Raw genomic sequence first — 22,561 nt, forward strand, 5'->3', positions numbered from 1 at the left:
CCAGCAGGAAGTCGTGATCTTGCTGGCACCTTGCCGGTTAGGCGAACAGGGCTTGGAGGCGCGAAATGCCCTCAACGAGATCCTCGTCGAAAACCGCGTAGGAGAGGCGAATGTAGCCCGGCGTCCCGAAGGCTTCCCCGGGAACAACGGCGACTAGGGCCTCATCAAGGATCAGGTCCGCAAGTTCCGAGGACGTGTTGGCGACCCTCCCGTTGATTTCTTTGCCGAGGGCGCCCTCGACCGAAGAGTAAACGTAGAAGGCTCCCTGCGGCATCGGGGTGTCGAATGCTTCAATTTCCTGGAGCATTGAAACGATCAACTTGCGGCGGCGGTCGAAGGCCTCCCGCATTTCCCCAACCGCTTCCTGTGGGCCGGTCAGCGCTTCCAACGCGGCCTTTTGGGCGATGTTGTTGACGTTTGAGGTGAGGTGGGACTGCAGGGCGCCCGCAGCTTTGATGACGTCGGCTGGGCCAACCATCCAGCCCACGCGCCACCCCGTCATTGCGTACGACTTGGCGACACCGTTCAACACGATGAGCTGGTCGGCGATTTCGGGGACGGCGCGGTACATGGGAACGACCTCGACCCCATCGTATGCAAGGGCTTCGTAGATGTCGTCGGAGAGGACCCAGATGCCATTCTCAAGTGCCCACTCGCCAATTGCCTTGACCTCTTCGGGTGAATACACGGCGCCGGTCGGGTTGGATGGCGAACAGAAGACGAGGGCGATCGTCTTGTCGGTTCGAGCGGCCTCGAGGGCTTCGACAGTGACCTTGTAGTCGGAAGTGATGTCTGCGACGACGGGAACTGGTACGCCACCGGCCAGCTTGATGGTCTCCGGGTAGGTCGTCCAGTAGGGGGCGGGAAGAAGGACCTCATCTCCCACATCGATGATTGCTGCGCAAGCCTGGTAGACGGCCTGCTTGCCCCCGTTGGTGATGAGGACGTCGTTTGCTGAGGGAACCGCGTCACCGAAAACGCCGACCTTCTGAGCTACGGCTTCCCGCAGAGCCAGGAGTCCGTCGCCGGGGGTGTAGCGGTATGAGGTGGGATCTTTCGTTGCGACAAGTGCAGCATCGACAATGTTGGCGGGGGTATCGAAGTTGGGCTCGCCGGGCGCAAAGTTGATAACCGGCTCGCCGGCGGCCTTGAGGGCTTTACCTTTGGCGTCGATGGCGAGGGTTGCGGAAGGGGTGATGGCTGCAAGTCGCGTAGAAACGCGGTGAATCGGCTTTTTGCTCATGGGACTAGCGTGCCAGAATATGAGCGCCTTGGTGATGGACGTGACAGATTTCGGACCATGACTTCAGGAACGGCTCCACTGCAGCGGAAAAACTGGTGTGATTTCGCTCCGTTATTGGGGCCGCGTTGGACAGGGGGCGGAGGCATCATTACAATCAGACAGGCCGCTTCTGGTGATCCCAGTCGCGTGCGTAGGGCAGTGGCGCAATTGGTAGCGCACCGGTCTCCAAAACCGGCGGTTGCGAGTTCGAGTCTCGCCTGCCCTGCTCCCTGTAGGGAATTCCATTGCTATTCTTGGAGTCCACAGTTGGACGAACACTGGAGATACACGTGAGCCAGACGGCAAGTCTTCCGGGTGATGGTGAAAACCTGCCGGAACTGAAGTCCGATGGCGCCCTCGCGCCTAAAGACCGCACGAAGAGCGGTGCTACGCGGAAGCGTGATGATCGGCCTGCTGACAAGAAGCCCAACATCTTCCAACGCATTGCGCTCTTTGTTCGGCAGACAATTGCTGAGATGAAGAAGGTAACGTACCCCACTAAAGAGGAGCTTTGGACCTACTTCCTAGTCGTCATCGTCTTTGTGGCGCTGATGATGCTCTTCACGGGAGTTGTGGACCTAGGCTCATCGGAGCTTTCTAAGCTAGTATTTGGTTAGTAGACGAAGAACCCGCCAGCAGATTTCTGCAGGCGGGTTTTTTGAAACCATCTTGACGCGTGCGCGTGCTGTGCTTGGCTGAGGCCGATCTAGCTTGGTTGGCGCACCGACCGAACTGAAGGGACTGACTGTGGCTGAGAATATTTTTTCCGGGTTGGACATGGATGACGACGTGGATGCGGTCGTGCAGATCGACGGGGAACTAGAGGGCGTCCTCGACGACAGTGTTCCCGAGGGCGGGGCCGGGCTTGATGAGGCGGCTGAGGTCGCTGCGGAAGCACGTGAAGAGGCTGCAGATATTGACATCGCGGCAGCAGAGTCCGGCAGTGAGGGCATTCATGCTGCGCGTCCCGCGGATGACGAGGGCGCGGTTGCTGATGAAGCCGCTGCTGACAGTGAAGAGGTTGCGGGTAGCGAGGATCTCGACCCCATGGAGGCCCTCCGCGAAGAGTTCGAAGATCAGGGTGGCGACTGGTTTGTCGTGCACACCTTCTCCGGTCATGAGCGCAAGGTGAAGGAAAACCTTGAGCGCCGTGTTGAGAACGAGGACTTGCAGCACCTCCTCACACGTGTTGAGGTGCCGATGGAAGAGGTTACAGAGATCCGCAACACCGTTCGTAAGAAGGTGCTGCGCTGCGCTATTCCCGGGTACGTCCTCGTTCAAATGCAGGGCACCGGCTATGACGATGAGATGGATGAGCAGTTGTGGCGCGTGGTGAAAGAAACGCCGGCTGTGACCGGGTTCGTGGGGGATCAGTACAACCCCATGCCCCTCCCGCTCGATGATGTTTTGAAGATGCTGGCTCCGGGACTTCTGGTTGGTAAGGAAGCGAAACTGGCTGGCGTAGCCAAGAAGGCGCCTGCAGTGGTGGACTGGGAGGTTGGCGAGGTCGTTCGTGTTACCGACGGGCCGTTTGCGGAACTCACCGCTGAAATCTCCGAGATCATGATTGAGGGGCAGCGTCTCAAGGTCCTGGTGACTATCTTCGAGCGGGAAACCCCGCTGGAGCTTCGTTTTGACCAGGTGCAAAAGCTCGACAAGTAGCTGGTCGTTGAGCCGGAGGGGCGTAGGCCCCATTCCGGACTGTTAGTGAAGTCGCACACGGGCTGGCAAAACCGACCCCGTGAGACTAGTAGAATCGCAGCTTGCGTACGTCATTGTCAGCGTGCGCAGATGCCCCATCTGGGGCAGCTTCCCAGGTTTGAGTGGCGCAACCTGACTTAGGTTCGCCGTCAATCCAGGTGAAGTGTTGCAATAAGTAGTGAAGGACCCACAAAAACTATGGCACCGAAGAAAAAGGTAACTGGGCTCATCAAGCTCCAGATTCCCGCCGGTCAGGCCAACCCCGCACCGCCCGTTGGGCCGGCGCTAGGCCAGCATGGCGTGAACATCATGGAGTTCTGCAAGGCCTACAACGCAGCAACCGAATCACAGCGCGGCAACATTGTCCCCGTTGAGATCACGGTTTACGAGGATCGTTCGTTCACATTCGTGACGAAGACCCCTCCGGCTGCAGAGATGATCAAGAAGGCTGCAGGCGTTCCCAAGGGTTCCGCAACCCCTCACACCGCGAAGGTTGGCAAGCTAACCTCCGCTCAGGTGCGTGAGATTGCAGAGACCAAGAAGGAAGACCTGAACGCTAACGACGTTGAAGCAGCGATGAAGATTATCGCTGGTACTGCCCGCTCCATGGGCATCACCGTCGAAGCCTGATTCCACGCGCGGACTAAACGCCGCACGTCAACAGAACTTTAGGTGGTAGGGCTGCGCAGCCCGTTCACCACGACTGCAAGGAGAAAAGCAGAATGGCAAAGCGCTCAAAGAAGTACCGGGCAGCTGCTGAGAAGATTCTTCCCGGCATCCTGTACAGCCCGTTTGAGGCGATGAAGCTCGCTAAAGAGACTTCCACGACCTCGTTCCCGTCAACCGTCGAAGGCGTCGTCCGTTTGGGCGTCGACCCCCGTAAAGCGGACCAGATGGTCCGCGGCACTGTTAGCCTGCCGAACGGCACCGGCAAGACCGCTAGGGTCCTGGTTTTTGCTGTTGGCGAGCGGGCAACACAGGCTGAAGAAGCAGGTGCTGACGAGGTCGGTGGCGACGAACTAATCGAGAGGGTAGCCAAGGGCTACACCGATTTCGACGTTGCCGTTGCAACCCCGGACATGATGGGCAAGGTTGGCCGTTTGGGTCGCGTCCTCGGCCCACGTGGTCTGATGCCGAACCCCAAGACCGGCACCGTAACCATGGATGTTGCGAAGGCAGTCAAGGACATCAAGGGTGGTCGTATCGAGTTCCGTGTGGATAAGCACGCGAACGTCCACTTCGTCCTCGGCAACACTGACTTCACAGCGAAGGCACTGACGGAGAACTACGCGGCGGTCTTGGAGGAAATCCTCCGACTGAAGCCGACCACTGCGAAGGGTCGCTACCTGCTGAAGATCACAGCAGCAACGACAATGGGTCCGGGTATCCCTGTGGATCCCACCAAGACCCGCGCCCTGGTTGATGAGGTTGAGGCCGAACACCAGGCATAAGTAGTCACGCATCAAGAACCCCCGCAACTACCGGTTTTCCGAGGTTGCGGGGGTTCTTTGCGTGCTCGGCTACCGCCCCTGTTGGGTGTCGTTGTTCCGGTACACGGCGTAGAGGATGGCGGAGATCGCGCCGAACGCAACGCCCGCGATCGGCCAGAGGATCCACGACGTACCCCACGCGTCCCCGATGAAACTCCAGGTCAGGTAGATCGTCACCATGATCGGCCAGTACCCGGCCATGAAGGCTCGCACCCAGGTCGGGTAGGCCGCCATCTCCCAGTCGCTGGTATCTTCACGGGCTTCAGCCATGCCATCTTCCGAGAGTCGGTTTGCCACGGAGTTTGCCCAGTTCGCAGGCAGAAACAAAAGCAGACCAATCGCAACCATGACCAGGGTGATCGCCATGCCCACTGCCAAGTACTGGTCCGCCTCCGGCTGGGGCATGTCCTGCGTGAAGACGCCCATGGAGATAAGCGGAATGCCAGCCAGTATCCACAGAACGATCGCGATAATGAGGGCCATGGTGCGCGAGTTTGAGTGCTCCCGGCGAACCGCCGCGCCAAACACCTCAACTTCCGGCGTGATGTGCCCCTGTCCCTGGGTGATGAGGTTGAAAGGTTCGAGCTTCTGATTGCGCCACACAAGAAGACCCACCCCGATGGCAACGAGGGGGAGCAAAATGACGATCCCGATCGTGGAGGCCAGGGCTTTGGATACCGGCAGGTTCGGATCGGAAGTTGCGATGCTGAGCGACACCAGAGGAGCGGGTGCGAGGACGAAAATCGCGACAGCCCAGCCCAGCAGCCAGCGTGTCTTCTCACTCACCGCCGCGAAGTTGCGTGCCTGCGCCATCGATACTGCGGGTCGGCTCCGGTCAAACTGGGCGGCGATCTCGATGGGTGCGCCGCTCGGGTCGCCCAGAACCGCAGCGACTTCCTCCATGTTGCCGAACTCAGCGAGTGCTTGGCCAACGGCCTCGTTCCTACTTTGGCCAGCTGCGATTGCGCCGTTGTAGATGTCCTCCATCATGGCGCGCAGCTCCGACTTGGCTTCGACCGTCCTCGGCGTCAGGGGATAGGAGGCAAACATTGTGTCCAAGTAATTGTCGATGATGTCCATTAGGAGATTCCTTCCACAAAGCGGTCAACGACCTCTTTGGTTTGCTGCCATTCGGCAGACTTTGCTGCGAGCATTTCCCGCCCGGACGAGGTGATCTGGTAGTAGGTCCGTGGCTTGCCTGACTCAGATTGGGAGGCAAAGGCCTCCACATGCCCGGCACCTTCGAGGCGTTTGAGGGCGGAGTAGAGGGTGGTCTGCTTCATGGCGTACCCGCCGCCGGCGACCTCGGAGATCGTTTTGCCCATTGCGTAGGCGTACGAGGGCGCGTCAACCAGTTGCGACAAGATCAAGATGTCGATGTAGCCGCGCATGGCCTCGGTGCTGATCATGGGTCCCCCTTTTCTGTGTTGAGTAGTGTCGGCTTGTGTGTGGAGCAGTGCTCGTGTCGGTGAGACGCCCCGGTTCGTGGCGGTGTGCCTTCGCTTGCGGTCGAGGACGAGTCCGCCTGGTCGCGGCTCCCTGTGTGTCCCCTGGTCGCGTCGAGGGCTCGTCTGCTTCAGTACGTCAAACATACTACGAGCAACGTAGTACGTGTCAAGTGGCGATTCTGGCGCGTCGTTGCCTTGCGGGTTGCGCACGTTCGAGTGGCGTGCCGTGCTGGCGGCCCGCCCTCGGCCAGGCCCGCCGTCAGCCAGGGCTCCCATCGGCTTGGCCCGCCGTCAGCTCGGCAGCCGTCAGCCAGGCCCGCCGTCAGCTCGGCAGCCGTCAGCCAGGGCCTTTCTTCTAGGCGCCCTCGGCCCGGACCATCCTCCCGCACCACGCCATCCTCTCGCCCCACGCCCATCTCTAAGGTTGCCGGTATCCCCTAAGGTTGCCCGGAATTCGTAAGGAATGGCGGCAACCTTGGCGGACGGCGGCAACCTTAGCGGACGGCGGCAACTTCAGGCTGGGGGTATTCGCAGCTGCCCGTCCGCGTGCACCGCTCGGAGGTACCATCACGTCCCGACTCTTCTTCCTCCGCGGGCTGCCAGGCTGTTTGGAGTCGGTGGGTTGTTGTTGGCTTGTTGTTGAGGTTGGTACCGGCGCTATCCCGTGTCATAGGGGTGCGGGTTGTGCCTTACGGAGCGGGTTTGGCTTGCATAACGGTGTGATTCAAGGGCAAATGCGGCCAAACTCGCTCCGTAAGGCATAACTCGCTCCGTAAGGCATAACTCGCTCCGTAAGGCATAACCCGCTCCGTAATGCTTGGGTGCCCTGCGCGGTCGGGCACGAGTGCCCGTCGCCAACGCCCAGGTCCCCAGCGCCAGCACCCAAACGCCCTGCGCCAGCACCCAAACGCCCGGCGGCAGCACCCAAGTTCCCGTCACTGACGCCACAGCCCCCGCGGCAAAACAGTCATAGGCCCCAATCTCTCAACCCAGACTCACAGACAGTCTGACCCACGCGGCTCGGTCCCCTGCAGGCCCCTTGGTCCCCCGCAGGGCGTTTCCACCCTCGTTTTCGGCTACCTCTCCTACCTGCAGGGGACCAAGGAGCCTGCCGGGGACCAACGGGACGTACGGAGGGCAGGGTAGGGCGAGCAGAGGTCGGGTTGTTGGGGGAGATGGGCCGGTCGTGAAAAGCCGGGCCGCGTTGGGCCGGTTGGCAATGATGTGGGGCGGGGTCCTAACTCGGCGTGCCGCGCAGGTGGTCCAGACCGACCGGCAGCCACTCGTTCCAGAACATGTAGTCGTGACCGCCGGGCCCCTCGCGATAGGTCAGGTCGAGACCGATCCCTTCTGCGCTATCTCGGAAACGCCTGTTCTGCTTCAGCAGACGGTCCTCGGTTCCGCATACCGCGAAAAACCGGACGTCAAGGGGCAGTGCAATGACTGGAGCCGCGGGGCTGTGGGTTGTCACGCCGGGAGTTGGCGCGTCGGGGGTTGTCCCGCCGGGGGTCGGGAGGCTGTGGGGTGGCCCCGCGGCCATCCGAGCAACCAGATCATCGCTCCGCCGAGGACGCTCGAGGTCCCCAAACCCGATCTCGTAGAGATCGAGGTGGCGCGACCTGAAGGCCCGTTCCGCAACATCGAGTGTTCCAGACAGCGAGATCACTCCGCCGAAGGTGCGCGGGTAGTCGAAGGCCGCGCGCACCGCACCATATCCTCCCATCGACAACCCGCCGATGAACGTCTCAGACCGGGCGGCCGAGACCCGCAACACGGAACGCAGGAGCGAGGGCAGTTCACTTCCAACCCAGCGCCCCCACTCAAGACCCACAGCCTGGTCAAGCCAGAACGACCTCGCCCCATCCGGGAGTGCAACCACCAGGTTGTGCAGGTCAGCCAGGGATTGAAGGTCCGTCCTCATCGACCACACCGCATGGTTCCCCGTCAGTCCGTGTAACAGGATGAGGAGTCCCGGAACTGGCGAATCCTGGCGGGTCATGGCCTCCGGGGTGAATACTGTAAGGGACGTCGCCATGCCCAAGGCTTGGGAGCGGACATCGCTCCATGTCTGCATAGTCATACACCCACGGTAGCCTGTGGCAGTAACGGAAAGGTGGTGCGAAATGGCGGAAACACTGATCAGTACTACACGCACGCCGACCAGAGTGGAGCTGCTCGACCTGTACGGCTCGGTCGGGTGGACGAAGTACACGGCGGATCCTGACTCGTTGGTTGAGGGCGTTGCCAATTCGCTTCGTGTGGCAACCGCGTGGGACCAGAGCGGTGTCCTTGTAGGACTCGCCCGCGTCGTCGGAGACGGGCACACGATTGCGTACTTGCAGGACGTCCTCGTTCGGCCCGAATGGCAGCGCACCGGGGTTGGGCGCTGGCTCATGGATGAAGTGTTTGCCCCCTACATGCACGTGCGGCAGCAGGTGTTGATGACAGATGATGAGCCAAGGCAGAGGGCGTTCTACGAGGCTCTCGGGTTCGCTGAAATCCGCGACCTCGAGAACGAGACGCGTGTCTTTATGAGGTCGGGTGCGCAGGCGTGACGGAAATCCAATCTGAAGTGGGAAGCGGAGTGGGGCGCGTGGATCTGGGAAGCGCGCAGGGTTTGGAAGCGGCGTCGGGCGCTGGCTCTCAGCCGACCCACGCGCAGATGGTCGCTAGCGCCCTGGACGCAACAGTGGGGTCCCCGACACGGGACAGGGCTGCATCAATTGGCACCGTCACCGACCTCGACGAAATCTTCCGCGACTTCAACGACCCACGGCGGAAGTGGCGGCGCCTCCTCGCGGAGTTCGTCGGCACATTCTTCCTGGTACTAGTCGCCGCGGGCGCGCCCATGATGAACGTCGCAGTCGAAGGCTCCGTCTCAAGGCTGGCCGCCGTTGTCGCCCCCGGGATGATGGTGATGGCCGTCATCATGGCGATGGGAAAAGTGTCCGGCGCTCACCTTAACCCCGCCGTGTCCATAGCCTTCGCGCTACGCGGCGACTTCCCCTGGGTGCGGGTCGCGCCCTACATCTGCACGCAACTCCTAGGCGCAACCGCCGCCGCATACTTCCTGCAGTTTGCGCTGGGGGTTTCCGCCCAGAACGGTGGCACCTACCCGGCGGGAGGCTACGGCGCGGGCGCCGCCTTCCTCATGGAGTTCATCCTTACCTTCGGTCTTGTCACAGTGATCCTAGGGACCGCCTCCGGTGCGCAGAACATCGGCATCATCGGTTCTCTCGGCGTTGGCGCTTACATCGCCCTCGCCGGCATGTGGGGGTCACCAATCTCCGGCGCTTCCATGAACCCGGCCCGAACCTTCGGACCCAACATGGCCAGCCTCACCTTCACCGACTTCTGGATTTACGTGGTGGGACCGCTTGCGGGTATGGTGCTGGCCGTCCTCGTCGGCTATGGATTACGAGGGCGTGGCGGGGGATGGGATGGTTCGACCGCCGCGCAAGGGACGCTCGCCCAAGGGAGGCCGAGGCGCGTTTCGATACCCGAGGGGACTGGTCACGCGGCGTCCTCGTCCTCGCCCGAGGCCTAGACGCAAGCGGGTCCTAGCGACGCATCCTGAGGATGTTGTGCGCAGACTCACGCGGGAGAATCTGCCCGGGCGTAGGGCAAAGCGCCCTCGTCCTGCTACGCTACTGGAAGCCGAAGACCGTAGGTGTGTTTCTGCTGACTTCAGAAATGAAGGCATCAGGAACCTGAAAATACCCACGTAGGTGTGAAACGACCAGCAGGATCCCGGAGTAATCTGAGGAGCAACTGCACGGACCCGGAGCGCATCTGCGTTCCGGGATTTTTGCATTTACGGAGGCACAAGCCGTTTGGTGAAAGATTGAATGTCAGGAGGTGGAAGATGGCGAAGATGGATAAAGATGCTGTAGTAGTCGAGTTGACGGACAAGTTCCGCGACTCCGGGGCAGTCCTTCTGACTGAATACCGTGGGTTGAGTGTTGGTCAGATGAAGGATCTGCGTCGTGCGCTCGGCGACGGTGTCGAATACCGCGTTGTCAAGAACACCCTTGCAACTCTGGCTGCCAAGAAGGTTGGATTCGATTTCCTCGAAGAAGACCTCAATGGCCCGACCGCTATTGCTTTCGTGACCGGGGAACCGGTTGAGGCTGCAAAGGCACTGCGCGATTTTGCGAAGCAAAATGAGGCGCTGGTCGTCAAGTCAGGTGCGATGGATGGTGCATTGCTCTCGCAAGAGGCAGTGAACAAGTTGGCTGATCTTGAGTCCCGTGAGGTGCTGTTGGCTAAGGCCGCCGGCGCCATGAAGGCCAAGATTTCCCAGGCCGCATACGCATTCCAGGCGCTCCCCGTCAAGGTGGTCCGTTTGGCCGATGCTCTGCGGGAAAAGCAGGAAGAAGCCGCGTAAGGAACTGCTGTTCCCGGATCGTTCCCGTCTGGTGACGAGGGCGGTCGTGGCCTGAAAAAACCAAGTTTCGTTTTGTGGGAGGAAAAATCATGGCGAAGATGACAAATGAAGAACTGATTGCAGTTTTCAAGGAAATGACGCTGCTCGAGCTCTCTGAGTTCGTGAAGCTGTTCGAAGATGAGTTCGACGTTACCGCTGCTGCTCCGGCTGCTGTTGCAGTTGCTGCTGCTCCGGGCGCCGAGGCCGCTGCCGAGGAAGAGAAGACCGAATTTGACGTCGTTCTCGAATCCTTCGGTTCCGAGAAGATCCAGGTCATCAAGGCCGTTCGCGCCCTGACCGGCCTGGGCCTGAAGGAAGCCAAGGAGAAGGTTGACGGCGTTCCGTCAGTCCTGCTCGAAGGCGCCAAGAAGGAAGATGCCGACAAGGCCAAGGCTGACATTGAAGCCGTTGGTGGCACCGTAACCCTGAAGTAGTTTCGGCCGCGCCGCACCGGCGCAGTGCAAACTCTTCGAAGCCCCGTTCGACCCGCCCAGTGCGGATCGGACGGGGCTTTTCTGTGCGCGGTGAACCTGGTATGGCGATATAGGCGATTGTGCGCGTCTGGCATGGCTTGCTTGGTCCCCCGGAGGTGCCTCGGTCCCCTACAGGTAATGAAAGAGGCCCACCGGGGTGCGAAATTTCCCCTCTGGGGGACCGAGGCACCTCCGGGGGACCAAGGTACAGGCTTGCCAGGTATTAGATGATTTTGGAATCGCAAGGGAGTAGGTAGGGAGGCTTGGAAGGTGGGTGGCTTCAGCGCCGCCCAGCATCAACAGCCCCGGATAGTATGGTCCCGAAGGCACTGGCGCTTGAGAGCGCCGGGCATGACGAGGAGGTCACTGTGGGCCAGGTACTTGCAATCGATGTGGGGGGAACGTTCATCAAGTACGCCCTCGTCGACGAGGGCGGGATGCTCACCAGAAAAGGTAAGGTCCCCACGCCACTGGAAGGCCTAGATGACTTCATCGATACAGTTGAGTCGATATATCAGGTCTTCCACGGCCAGGTGGAAGGGATTGCGCTGAGTGTTCCTGGAGTTGTGGATCGTGACGCGGGGTTCATGCGTTCGGGTGGCGCCCTTGAATACAACTACGGGGTGCCGCTTGCCGCGTTGCTCCAAGAGAGGATTCCCGGCGTCAACGTCTCGATAGAGAATGACGCAAAGGCGGCGGTGTGGGCAGAGATGACAAGTGGGGCGCTCGAGGACTGCGACAGTGGGGCCGTCGTGATTTGTGGGACCGCAGTTGGGGGAGGGGCATTCGTCAACCGGGAGATCCTCCGCGGGCGCAACCTTTTTTGCGGGCGAGTACAGCTACATATCCGTTGGTAAGGCGCACGAAACTGAGAAGACTAGGTGGTTTGGGTGGGCGACAGGGGTGCCTGGACTCATCGCGGACTACCAGCGCAGGTCGGGTGCGACCGACATCGACGAGGAAGAGCTGTTTGCCCGGGCCGGTCAGGGGGACGAGGACGCCCTGGTAGCACTGCGCCGTTACTGCTCCGAATTGGCCGTCCAGATCCTCAACATTCAGTGCGTCCTCGACCCGGAAAGGTTCGTGGTTGGAGGCGGGATCAGCGCGCAGCCGCTGTTCCTGGAGATCCTCAACGAAGAGATCCGCGCCGCCAAGAAGTTCTCCGACGAGGTGTTCCCCTTGCCGCACGTTGTAGCGTGTCGGTATTTCAACGATGCCAACCTGCTTGGGGCTGTCTACAACTTCAGGGGGCAGTTCGGGTCAGCCTGATCGCCGCCTAGAGGCGGGGTCCGAAAATTGAGGAGCCAATCCGCACCGTTGTTGCGCCCTCTTCGATCGCGATTTCGAAGTCGTGGGACATGCCCATGGAGAGATCAGGGAGTTCCAGTCCCGACGTTGTCCTGAGTGCGTCGCGCAGTTCCCGCAGGCGGGAGAAGGTTTGGCGCACCACGCCCTCGTCATAAGTCAGCGGTGCCATGGTCATGAAACCACCGACGGTCAGGCCCGGCAGGTCCGCAACTTGTTCGAGGACGGCCCCGACTTCATTCGGGGCGAGGCCGTACTTTGCTTCCTCCCCGGACGTGTTGACCTGGAGCAGGACCTTCAGTGGGGCGGCGGCTGCGTCCTCGCCTGCCGCTGCGTCCTCGTTCTGAAGTCTGACCACGGCATTGCTGAGGAAGGTGGCGACGCGCAGTGAGTCGACTGACTGGACCTCTTGTGCGACTCGCGCGGCCTGTGTCGCCTTATTGGTCTGGACATGACCGATGAGGACCCAGTTGATGTCGAGGTCGCTCATAGCCGCCGCTTTGGCGCGAAGCTCCTGAATCCGGTTCTCGCCAAGGTCGCGGAAACCGAGGGCATAGATGGCGCGGAGTTGGCTCTCCGGGTGGTACTTGGTGACGGGAAGCAGGCGGATATCCGCGGCACTGCGGCCGGAGTGGAGGGCGGCAGCGTTGATCTGCTCTTGGACGGCGGCAACGTTGGCGCTTAGCTGGTTGGCGGTGGCCTCGGCGTGGTCGGCTCCGGTTACGGGGTGGGAGTCTGAGGCCGAGTCTACGTGCGGATCCACGGGTGTCCCTCCGGTGTCGGGGAAAGATTGCGCGTCCAGTCTAGACTCTCCCGCTAACTGCACTGAAGTGGCGGGAATTTGCAGGGATTTCGGGGGTTTTTGAGCCACAAGAGTGTAGCTAGTGGCGATGACGCATCCGGGGTCGGCATCGTTGGGTCTGGCTACGTTGGTTTCCTTGCGCGAGCGCGCTTCCGCGGCGACAGTGCCGTCCTGGCCTGACGGGAAGGTCCTTATCCACAGAACCGAGGAACTGCTGATATCCCCAGCCGGGGAAGTTTCACCTGCGCAGACATCTCGAGTCGCGCACGATGCAATTATGGACGTATCAAGCAAGCATCTTCTTCGCTCGACGAAGACCCGCCGCATCCGCAAGAGCAACAGTCTGGTGATGGTGGTGAGGGGGACATACATCGCCACCTCGTACCTCGAAGGCGAGAAGCCCTGGGACGTGCGGCGAAGGGTCGCACAAGCGCGGCTGCTCGCAACGACGAGGCACGGAGTACTGTTCACGGGGGAGTCTGCACTAGTCACCCTCGGGATAGAGCCATGGTGGAACAATCCAGACGTCACAGTACGAACTGACGCCAGGAGTGGGAAGCCCGCGTTGTTCCCCGCTGTCCGCGTGGGTGAGATCATCGTTCCTAGCGTTGCTTGGCATTGTCGTCGCAGCGGGCCAATGGTTGAGGGGCTTGAGGCCGAAGATTTCTGGGGCATGCCCCTTGCACCGATACCGCTACTGGCTTACGACCTGTGCCAGCAAGCTCATCCGCTGCAGGCATTCCACAACGTCTCCGCCTTCCTGCGGTTCATTGCGGGCTTTGATCGCTGGGACTTGGTGGGGTCGCGAATCCGCGAGGCGCGTTGGCGGGAGCACCTCATTCAAGAGGTTTGCAGTTTGGGAATGGAAAGAGGACACCGCAGGACCCAGGCAGTTCTCGAGAGTGCGAGTGGTGGGATCGAATCACCTGCGGAGTCAACTGTGCTGTGGGTGCTCGCGTGCCTAGTGCGAGGGCGACGGGAAGTCGTTTGCCAGCACGAAGTGCAGGTGCGAGGGCGGAGGTTTTTTGTTGATATCGCTCTGCCGGAGGAGATGATCGCGATCGAAGTCTCTGGGATGGGCAAGTTCGGGGGAACTGCAGCAACGGCGGATGAGGTCGCATTGCGATTCTCTAGACGCCAGCAGCTGCTCACCGATAGTGGGTGGCGCTTCATAAATGTCTACTACGAGCAGTGTCGTGACCTCTCAGCCCTGGTTGTATACTTGCGCGAGCGACTGTGTGCTTTGGATGTCACGGTGTCTCGACCCGGTGGAAAGCTCTGGGCGGCGCAGTCGCCGGAGCTTTTCCACAGGGACCGGAAGTTCTGAAAAAGACGGGGCTTTGAGAACCGGTGGGGACCGATGGGCAGCCGCCGCGGGCAGGGCGGTCGGGCCGCCGGCAGGCATTTCCGCTAACTGCACTGAAGTGGCAAGAATTTGCGGGGATTTCGGGGGCTTTTGAGCCACAAGAGTGTAGTTAGTGGCGGATGCGCCCGGCCAAGGGCCGGAGGTGCGGGGTCGGGCGCGGCCAAGGGCCGGAGGTGCGGGGCGGAGCCCGGGCGGCAGCGGATGCGCCCGGCCGGCAGCGTGCCCAACCTCACGCCGCGCGCCATTGCTATACACCACCGGCCCACATAAACTCAACATTTGCACCCATGTGTCCGAGGTGACCTGTATCCACACGCCGAATCAGCGCCAAGCGTGCAGGAGCGAGTCAGTTAGGGGCCGGGAGCAACGCGCGCAACGCATGCAGGCCCTGTAGGTAACCCTACAGTGTCAGAAACTTGCCGGGAAGGACCCCCTTTGGCTGCCAGTTCAAACGCGGCGAACGCCGTATACGAACCCACACACCGTATTTCATTCGCGAAACTTCGCGAGCCGCTCCAGGCCCCCAACCTCCTCGAACTGCAGATCCGCAGCTTCGACTGGCTGTGTGGGACACGCAACTGGAGCAAGTATTCCCAGACTGCCCTTCAGCAGGCCGTCGCACGTGGCGAAGAAGTTCACGGCGAATCCGGCCTCGACGAAGTGTTTGAGGAAACCTCCGGGATTGAGGACCCCCGCAAGGAAATGCTCCTTGAGTTCCGCGAGCCCACCCTGGAACCCCCCAGCAACTCCCCTGAGGAGTGCCGCGAACGCGACCTCACCTACTCGTCAAAGATGTACGTGAAGGCCGACTTCACCTACGCGGAGACCGGTGAGATCAAGTCCCAAACCGTCTTCATGGGTGACTTCCCCATGATGACCGAGGACGGCACCTTCATCATCAACGGCACCGAACGTGTCGTTGTTTCCCAGCTGGTTCGTTCCCCGGGTGTCTACTTCGACAAGCAGTCGGACCCCAACTCGGACCGCGACACATTCTCTGCGCGCATCATCCCTTCACGTGGCGCATGGCTTGAGTTTGAAATCGACCGCCGCGACGCAGTCTCGGTGCGTATCGACCGCAAGCGTAAGCTCCCCGTCACCCTGTTCCTCAAGGCGATCGGCCTCACCACCCCTGAGATTGAGGTGCTGTATGAGGATTACCCGCTGCTCCTTGAGACCCTCGCTAAGGACTCGATCGAGACCCGCGAAGAGGCCCTGGAAGAGATCTACAAGAAGGTTCGCCCAGGTGAGCCCGCTTCGGTCGAGGCCGGAGACGCCCTCCTCTACAACTTCTACCGTGATCCCAAGCGTTACGACATGGGCAAGGTGGGACGCTACAAGGTCAACAAGAAGCTGGGCCTTGACGTCCCAACCAGGGCTAAGACCCTGACCGAGGACGACATTGTTGCCACGGTCCGCTACATGCTTGCCCTGCAGAAGGGTGAGAAGGTTCTTCCTGGTATTCGCCATGGTGAGCCCGCTGAGATCCGCGTTGAGACCGACGACATCGACCACTTCGGTAACCGTCGTGTTCGTTCCGTCGGTGAGCTGATTCAGGCACAGATCCGCACGGGCCTGTCCCGCATGGAGCGCACGGTTCGTGAGCGCATGTCGACCCAGGATCCGAAGGCGATCACCCCGACCTCACTGATCAACATCCGTCCGCTGACGGCTGCAATCAAGGAGTTCTTCGGCACCTCGCAGCTCTCGCAGTTCATGTATCAGAACAACCCGCTTGCGGGCCTGACCCACAAGCGCCGCCTTTCCGCCCTCGGCCCCGGTGGTCTGTCGCGTGACCGCGCGGGCATGGAAGTTCGTGACGTTCACCCCTCTCACTACGGCCGCATGTGCCCGATTGAGACCCCTGAAGGTCCAAACATTGGTCTGATTGGTTCGCTTGCTGCATTCGCGCGCATCAACCCGTTTGGTTTCATTGAGACCCCGTACCGCAAGGTTGTTGACGGGCGTGTCACGGATGAGATCCAGTGGCTGACCGCTGACGATGAGATTGGGCAGTACATTGCTCAGGCATCATCGCCGACGAACCCGGATGGCACCTTCCGCGACGAACTCGTGCAGTGCCGTATTGCCGGCGAGGATCCCATGTTCGTCGAGCACGATGACATCACCTACATGGACGTTTCGGCGCGCCAGATGGTGTCCGTTGCGACCTCGTTGATTCCGTTCCTGGAGCACGACGACGCCAACCGTGCCCTCATGGGTGCGAACATGCAACGTCAGGCCGTGCCGCTGCTGGTGACGGAAGCTCCGCTGGTGGGAACCGGTATGGAACGTCGCACCGCGCATGACTCCATGGAGATTGAAGTTGCCGACAAGGCCGGTGTTGTCAGTTCTGTTTCGGCCGACGAGGTCGTAGTTGCGAACGATGACGCCACCCAGTCGCGTTACTCGCTGACCAAGTTCAAGCGTTCCAACCCCGGTAACTGCATCAACCAGCGCGTCCTCGTCAACGAGGGCGACGTGGTGGAACCCGGTGACGTCATCGCCGACGGTCCCTCCACGGATGGTGGCGAACTGGCGCTCGGCAAGAACCTCCTGGTTGCCTACATGTCATGGGAAGGCCTCAACTACGAGGACGCGATCATCCTGTCGCGCCGCGTTGTTGAAGACGACGTCCTCACCTCAATCCACATTGAGGAGTACGAGGTCGATGCCCGCGAAACCAAACTTGGTGTCGAAGAGGTAACCCGGGATATCCCCAACATCTCTGAGGAAGCCATGTCCGACCTCGACGAACGCGGCATCATCCGCGTTGGTGCTGAGGTTCGCGCGGGCGACATCCTGGTTGGCAAGGTCACGCCGAAGGGTGAAACCGAACTGACCAGCGAAGAGCGCCTGCTGCGCGCCATCTTCGGTGAGAAGGCGCGCGAGGTGCGTGACACCTCCCTGCGTGTTCCCCACGGTGAAGAGGGCATCGTCATTGATGTTCGCGAACTGAATGAGGACGACGGCGACCTAGGCCCGGGTGTCAAGCAGTCGGTACGCGTCCTCGTCGCACAGCGTCGCAAGATCACCATTGGTGACAAGATGGCCGGACGCCACGGTAACAAGGGCGTCGTCTCGAAGATTCTCCCGGTTGAAGACATGCCGTTCCTCGCGGATGGCACCCCGGTTGACATCATCTTGAACCCGATGGGTGTCCCCGGTCGTATGAACGTCGGCCAGGTTCTTGAGTTCCACACCGGCTGGATCGCGAAGCAGGGGTGGGATGCCACCAAGGCTCGCGAGGCCGGTGAAGAGTGGACAAAGACCCTCCACGCTGATGCGCTGAAGGCAGCTCCGAACTCCAAGGTTGCAACCCCCGCGTTCGACGGTCTGGATGCTGACCAACTGCTCGGTCTGCTGTCAGTTACCAACCCGAACCGTGACGGCGAACAGCTGGTCAACGCCCTGGGCAAAGCCCAACTGTTTGACGGACGCTCCGGCGAGCCTTTCCCGTATGAAATTGCGGTTGGCTACAAGTACATGCTGAAACTGCACCACCTTGTTGACGACAAGATTCACGCTCGTTCAACAGGCCCCTACTCGATGATTACGCAGCAGCCCCTGGGTGGTAAAGCCCAGTTCGGTGGTCAGCGTTTCGGTGAGATGGAAGTGTGGGCTCTTGAGGCTTACGGCGCTGCCTACGCGCTGCAGGAACTCCTGACAATCAAGTCGGACGACACTGCGGGTCGCGTCAAGGTTTACGAAGCGATCGTCAAGGGTGAAGACATTCCGGAGCCGGGTATTCCCGAATCGTTCCGCGTCCTCATCCAAGAAATGCGTTCGCTGTGCCTGGCCGTTGAGGCCCTGGATGCCGAAGGTAACGTCCTCGACATTCAGGTCACCGAAGAGGACATGCGTGCAGGTGAGGAACTGGGGATCACCCTGGACACCCGCCCGCTCTCCGCTGCCGGTTCCATCGACATCATCTGAAACGTGACCCACGGAAATAAGGAGTAAGTCTTGCTGGATGCAAAGACCTTTGACAGTTTGAGGATTTCCCTGGCCACGTCAGAAGACATTGCCAGGTGGTCTTTCGGCGAAGTGAAGAAGCCGGAAACCATTAACTACCGCACCCTGAAGCCAGAGCGTGACGGCCTGTTCTGCGAGCAGATCTTCGGCCCAACCCGTGACTGGGAGTGCGCTTGCGGTAAGTACAAGCGTGTCCGTTACAAGGGCATCACCTGTGAGCGTTGTGGCGTTGAAGTCACCCGTTCCAAGGTTCGTCGTGAGCGCATGGGCCACATCAGCCTTGCCGCTCCCGTCACCCACATCTGGTACCTGAAGGGCGTGCCTTCACGCCTGGGTTACCTGCTGGATTTGGCGCCGAAGGACTTGGAAAAGGTCAACTACTTCGCCGCCTACATGATCACTGAGGTCGACGAGGACGGCCGCCGCGAAGACACGGACATGCTCCGTGACGAGATGGCTGTGAAGAAGAAGCGCCTCGAAACCCGTCGCGATTCTGAGGTCAATGAGATCGCTGCGCGGCTGGAAGAGCGTCTCGCGGAACTTGAGTCCGAGGACGCCCGCGCCGACGCCATCAAGAAGGAACGTCGCCTCTTCGAGCGTGAAATGTCGCAGACCCGCAGGCGTTTCGACGACCAGATCAGTCGTATGGAGGACGTGTGGACGCGGTTCCGCGACCTCAAGGTTGGGGATCTGATCGACGACCAGCGCCTCTACCACGCCATGGTTACCAACTACGGCACCTACTTCAAGGGTGACATGGGCGCGGCAGCGATCCAGAAGCGCCTGCAGGACTTTGACCTTGCAGCAGAGGTTGAGATCCTCAAGGAGACGGTCCGCAGTGGCTCCACCCAGCGTAAGACACGCGCGCTCAAGCGCCTCAAGGTCGTCAACGCGTTCCTGTCAACTGGTACCTCACCTGCGACGATGGTCTTGGACAAGGTCCCGGTTATCCCCCCGGATATCCGCCCCATGGTGCAGTTGGATGGCGGCCGTTTTGCGACCTCCGACCTCAACGACCTCTACCGTCGCGTCATCAACCGCAACAATAGGTTGAAGCGCCTGCTCGACCTCGGCGCCCCCGAAATCATTGTCAACAATGAGAAGCGCATGCTTCAGGAGTCCGTGGACGCCCTGTTCGACAATGGTCGACGAGGCCGTCCCGTGGCTGGCGCTGGCAACCGTCCCCTCAAGTCGATTTCAGACATGCTCAAGGGCAAGCAGGGACGTTTCCGTCAGAACCTGCTTGGTAAGCGCGTCGACTACTCGGGTCGTTCCGTTATCGTTGTTGGTCCGCAGTTGAAGATGCACCAGTGTGGTCTGCCGAAGCAGATGGCCTTGGAACTGTTCAAGCCCTTCGTCATGAAGCGCCTGGTTGACAAGAACTTCGCCCAGAACGTCAAGGCAGCGAAGCGCAAGGTTGAGCGTCAGCGTCCCGAGGTATGGGACGTCCTCGACGAGGTCATTCGCGAGCACCCCGTGTTGCTGAACCGTGCACCAACCCTGCACCGCCTGGGTATTCAGGCGTTCGAGCCGCAGCTTATTGAGGGTAAAGCCATCCAGCTGCACCCGCTGGCTTGTGCTGCTTTCAACGCGGACTTCGACGGTGACCAAATGGCGGTTCACCTGCCACTTGGTGCTGAAGCGCAGGCTGAGGCACGCATCCTCATGCTGTCGACGAACAACATCCTCAAGCCCTCTGATGGCCGCCCGGTTGCAATGCCGGCGCAGGACATGGTTTACGGCCTTTTCTACCTGACTTCCGACCCGGACGAGGTCGTAGTTGGCGAAGATGGCAAGGAAATCATTCCGCTGTACGGCACCATCGCCGAAGCGATCATGGCATTCGATGCGGGTGTCATCCGCCTCAACCAGAAGATCCGCCTGCGTCTTGAGGGTGTCGTGCCACCGCTTGGCTACGAAACACCCGAAGAGTGGGTGGAAGGTGGCGACCTCGAACTGGAAACCAGCCTGGGGCGCGCCCTTTTCAACGAGACGCTTCCGGTTGACTACCCTTACGTGAACTACGTGGTGAAGAAGTCGCAGCTCTCGGAGATTGTCAACGAGTTGGCTGAACGTTACCCGAACGTCCTCGTCGCCGAATGTCTGGACGCTCTGAAGGCGGCCGGCTTCTACTGGGCGACGTGGTCGGGTGTGACGTTCTCATTCACCGACATCCAGCCGTCACCGAACAAGGTGGAGATCCTCGCGAAGTATGAGGAGAAGGCAGCGAAGATTCAGAGTGAGTACGATCGCGGTCTGATCGGCGCTGAGGATCGCTACCGCGAACTGGTTGACGTGTGGACCGAATGCACCCAGGTGGTTGCAAACGACATGCGGCAAAACTTCACCGCGCAGAACACGGTGTACCGAATGGTTGAGTCGGGGGCCCGTGGTAACTGGTCGCAGATTCAGCAGATCGCGGGTATGCGTGGCCTAGTGTCCGACCCGAAGCAGAAGCTGATTGAAAGCCCAATTCGCGCGAACTACCGTGAGGGCCTCACCGTCCTCGAGTACTTCATCGCGACCCACGGCGCCCGTAAGGGAACCGCGGATACGGCGCTTCGTACGGCGGAATCGGGTTACCTGACGCGTCGTCTGGTCGACGTTTCGCAGGACGTCATCGTTCGCGAAGAGGACTGTGGCACCCGTGGTGGCGTCGAGGTCGAGATTGCTTCGCGCAACGAAGAGACCGGTGAGATGCACCGCTTCGAAACTCTGGAGACAACCGCGTACTCGAGGACGCTGGCCACTGATGTGATGGACGGGGATGGCAATGTTATTGCTGAGAAGGGCTCCGATGTTACCGGCGAGTCCCTCGACGCGATGATTGCTGCGGGCATTGAGAAGATCAAGGTCCGTTCCGTCCTCACCTGTGAGTCACTGGTTGGTACCTGTGCTGCATGCTACGGTCGCTCACTTGCGACCGGTAAGCGTGCGGATATCGGCGAGGCCGTGGGCATTATCGCGGCACAGTCGATCGGTGAGCCCGGTACCCAGTTGACGATGCGTACCTTCCACACAGGTGGTGCGGCATCCGGTGGGCAGGACATCACCCAGGGTCTGCCGCGTGTTCAGGAGCTGTTTGAGGCACGCACGCCGAAGGGTGTGGCACGCATGGCCGAGGCCGATGGCACCATCGAAATCAACGAGGACAACCCGAACTACCGCGTCATCATCATCAAGCGTGACGATGACAAGGAGGACGTCACCATTGAGGTGTCGCGTCGTTCGAAGCTGTTGGTCGAGGACGGTGACCACGTCACCACCGGAACGCAGCTGTCGGTTGGACGTCTGGATCCTAAGGAAGTTCTGCGCTTGCGTGGGGCTGCGAAGGCTCAGCGCCTGCTGGTTGATGAGGTTCAGGACATCTACCGCTCCCAGGGTGTGGATATCCACGCCAAGCACATTGAGGTTATCGTGCGTCAGATGACGCGTCGGGTAACCGTGCTGGAGCCGGGGGATACCTCCTTCATGCCCGGTGAGCTGGTCGATTCGATGACGTACCGCGATGAGAACCGTCGCATCGCAGCCCAGGGTGGCAAGTTCGCCCAGGGTCGTCCGATGCTGATGGGGATCACGAAGGCGTCGCTTGCAACGGATTCATGGCTGTCGGCCGCCTCCTTCCAGGAGACGACCAAGGTTCTGACTGAAGCGGCGATGAACAACAAGACGGACACACTACTGGGTCTGAAGGAGAACGTCATCCTCGGTAAGTTGATTCCGGCTGGTACGGGTCTGGCTCGCTATGGCGATCTTGAGGTTGAGCCCTCTGCCGAGGCGATGGCTGAGATGAACTACAGCCCGCTCGACTTCGCCCTCGAGGACGGGCGCACGGGTCTGGAGGACTTTGTGCACTCGCTGGAGAACATCGACTTTGGGTTCGGATTCTCAAGCAACTAGGTTCTAGTTAGCACCAGAAAGCCCCGGCTTCAGTGGAGACACTGGGGTCGGGGCTTTGGCGCACCCGCGTGCGGGTCGGCGGGTGGTGGGCGCAAGCGCCGCCGCGGGTGCCTTGCCGCCGTCCCCACCACACCCAGCATGACACACACGGACCCCGCCGCCGCCCCTCGCCCGCGTGGGTGCCTTGCCTAGCTCAGCTAGCTGCCTTAACCGCCGCCGCCTGAGAGCACTCCCGTGCGCCGCGCCAGTGCCACACCCCGCCAACGGAGCGACATATGCCTAACGGAGCGCGTTTGGCTCGATTTGGGCAAGAATAACGCTGTAATGTCGGCCAAGCGCGCTCCGTTAGACGCAACGCGCTCCGTTAGACGCGACCCGCTCCGCTCGGCGCGG

General features: G+C 60.7%; 18 protein-coding genes and 1 tRNA gene. 14 read left to right on the top strand and 5 right to left on the bottom strand.

Annotated features, from left to right (window positions below):
* Nucleotides 1-37: 37 nt before the first annotated feature.
* Nucleotides 38-1,243 (bottom strand): pyridoxal phosphate-dependent aminotransferase, encoded by a 1,206-nt coding sequence (locus IDL90_RS05825; protein ID WP_187994725.1) that lies wholly within the window; start codon nucleotides 1,241-1,243, stop codon nucleotides 38-40.
* 192 nt (nucleotides 1,244-1,435) lie between these two features.
* Between IDL90_RS05825 and IDL90_RS05830 the strand changes: the two genes are divergently transcribed.
* The 5 genes from IDL90_RS05830 to rplA all read left to right on the top strand — a co-directional run bounded on the left by IDL90_RS05830 (nucleotide 1,436) and on the right by rplA (nucleotide 4,434).
* Nucleotides 1,436-1,508 (top strand) — tRNA-Trp (locus IDL90_RS05830).
* Between the two features lie 64 nt (nucleotides 1,509-1,572).
* On the top strand, nucleotides 1,573-1,899 hold the full coding sequence (gene secE / locus IDL90_RS05835; protein WP_398401788.1) for a preprotein translocase subunit SecE: 327 nt from the start codon (nucleotides 1,573-1,575) through the stop codon (nucleotides 1,897-1,899).
* Nucleotides 1,900-2,029: 130 nt separating this feature from the next.
* Nucleotides 2,030-2,944 carry a transcription termination/antitermination protein NusG gene (nusG, locus tag IDL90_RS05840; protein WP_316930295.1) on the top strand — a complete coding sequence of 305 codons (915 nt, stop codon included), beginning with the start codon at nucleotides 2,030-2,032 and terminating at the stop codon, nucleotides 2,942-2,944.
* A 237-nt stretch (nucleotides 2,945-3,181) separates the two neighbouring features.
* Nucleotides 3,182-3,613, top strand: a complete 432-nt coding sequence (rplK, locus tag IDL90_RS05845) for a 50S ribosomal protein L11 (RefSeq protein ID WP_182141318.1) — start codon at nucleotides 3,182-3,184, stop codon at nucleotides 3,611-3,613.
* Nucleotides 3,614-3,705: 92 nt separating this feature from the next.
* Nucleotides 3,706-4,434: a 50S ribosomal protein L1 gene (rplA, locus tag IDL90_RS05850; protein ID WP_182141317.1), complete on the top strand. Its 729-nt coding sequence runs from the start codon at nucleotides 3,706-3,708 to the stop codon at nucleotides 4,432-4,434.
* A 69-nt stretch (nucleotides 4,435-4,503) separates the two neighbouring features.
* On the opposite strand, the gene IDL90_RS11475 is transcribed toward rplA, so the two are convergent.
* The 3 genes from IDL90_RS11475 to IDL90_RS05865 form a co-directional block, all read right to left on the bottom strand.
* Nucleotides 4,504-5,553, bottom strand: coding sequence for a permease prefix domain 1-containing protein (locus tag IDL90_RS11475; protein ID WP_187994727.1), 1,050 nt, complete (start codon nucleotides 5,551-5,553; stop codon nucleotides 4,504-4,506).
* Nucleotides 5,553-5,882, bottom strand: a complete 330-nt coding sequence (locus IDL90_RS05860; protein WP_187994728.1) for a PadR family transcriptional regulator — start codon at nucleotides 5,880-5,882, stop codon at nucleotides 5,553-5,555. Before IDL90_RS05860 ends, IDL90_RS11475 begins: the two co-directional genes overlap by 1 nt.
* 1,276 nt (nucleotides 5,883-7,158) lie before the next feature.
* The gene (locus IDL90_RS05865; RefSeq protein ID WP_187994729.1) at nucleotides 7,159-8,001 is read right to left on the bottom strand and encodes an alpha/beta hydrolase family protein; all 843 of its coding nucleotides are present in this window, start codon (nucleotides 7,999-8,001) and stop codon (nucleotides 7,159-7,161) included.
* Nucleotides 8,002-8,044: 43 nt separating this feature from the next.
* On the opposite strand from IDL90_RS05865, the gene IDL90_RS05870 reads away from it, so the two are divergent.
* The 6 genes from IDL90_RS05870 to IDL90_RS05895 all read left to right on the top strand — a co-directional run bounded on the left by IDL90_RS05870 (nucleotide 8,045) and on the right by IDL90_RS05895 (nucleotide 12,089).
* Nucleotides 8,045-8,476, top strand: coding sequence for an N-acetyltransferase (locus IDL90_RS05870; protein ID WP_187994730.1), 432 nt, complete (start codon nucleotides 8,045-8,047; stop codon nucleotides 8,474-8,476).
* Nucleotides 8,473-9,468 (top strand): aquaporin, encoded by a 996-nt coding sequence (locus IDL90_RS05875; protein ID WP_223175228.1) that lies wholly within the window; start codon nucleotides 8,473-8,475, stop codon nucleotides 9,466-9,468. Before IDL90_RS05870 ends, IDL90_RS05875 begins: the two co-directional genes overlap by 4 nt.
* A gap of 318 nt (nucleotides 9,469-9,786) precedes the next feature.
* A complete protein-coding gene (rplJ, locus tag IDL90_RS05880; protein WP_182141312.1) occupies nucleotides 9,787-10,308 on the top strand; it encodes a 50S ribosomal protein L10 in 522 nt (173 codons plus the stop codon).
* Between the two features lie 89 nt (nucleotides 10,309-10,397).
* Nucleotides 10,398-10,781, top strand: coding sequence for a 50S ribosomal protein L7/L12 (rplL, locus tag IDL90_RS05885; protein WP_220458739.1), 384 nt, complete (start codon nucleotides 10,398-10,400; stop codon nucleotides 10,779-10,781).
* Between the two features lie 353 nt (nucleotides 10,782-11,134).
* Nucleotides 11,135-11,677, top strand: coding sequence for an ROK family protein (locus IDL90_RS05890; protein ID WP_187994731.1), 543 nt, complete (start codon nucleotides 11,135-11,137; stop codon nucleotides 11,675-11,677).
* A 46-nt stretch (nucleotides 11,678-11,723) separates the two neighbouring features.
* Nucleotides 11,724-12,089 carry an ROK family protein gene (locus IDL90_RS05895; protein ID WP_187994732.1) on the top strand — a complete coding sequence of 122 codons (366 nt, stop codon included), beginning with the start codon at nucleotides 11,724-11,726 and terminating at the stop codon, nucleotides 12,087-12,089.
* A 7-nt stretch (nucleotides 12,090-12,096) separates the two neighbouring features.
* On the opposite strand, the gene IDL90_RS05900 is transcribed toward IDL90_RS05895, so the two are convergent.
* A complete protein-coding gene (locus tag IDL90_RS05900) occupies nucleotides 12,097-12,888 on the bottom strand; it encodes a YggS family pyridoxal phosphate-dependent enzyme (RefSeq protein ID WP_316930296.1) in 792 nt (263 codons plus the stop codon).
* Nucleotides 12,889-13,204: 316 nt separating this feature from the next.
* On the opposite strand from IDL90_RS05900, the gene IDL90_RS05905 reads away from it, so the two are divergent.
* From IDL90_RS05905 to IDL90_RS05915, 3 genes are all read left to right on the top strand, one after another.
* On the top strand, nucleotides 13,205-14,254 hold the full coding sequence (locus IDL90_RS05905) for a hypothetical protein (RefSeq protein ID WP_187994985.1): 1,050 nt from the start codon (nucleotides 13,205-13,207) through the stop codon (nucleotides 14,252-14,254).
* A gap of 474 nt (nucleotides 14,255-14,728) precedes the next feature.
* The gene (gene rpoB, locus IDL90_RS05910) at nucleotides 14,729-18,229 is read left to right on the top strand and encodes a DNA-directed RNA polymerase subunit beta (protein WP_187994733.1); all 3,501 of its coding nucleotides are present in this window, start codon (nucleotides 14,729-14,731) and stop codon (nucleotides 18,227-18,229) included.
* 30 nt (nucleotides 18,230-18,259) lie between these two features.
* Entirely contained in the window at nucleotides 18,260-22,168 is a 3,909-nt protein-coding gene (locus IDL90_RS05915; RefSeq protein ID WP_187994735.1) for a DNA-directed RNA polymerase subunit beta', read from the top strand.
* Nucleotides 22,169-22,561 lie beyond the last annotated feature (393 nt).

The organism is Schaalia sp. JY-X159 (assembly GCF_014525425.1).
Classification (GTDB): Bacteria; Actinomycetota; Actinomycetes; order Actinomycetales; family Actinomycetaceae; genus Scrofimicrobium.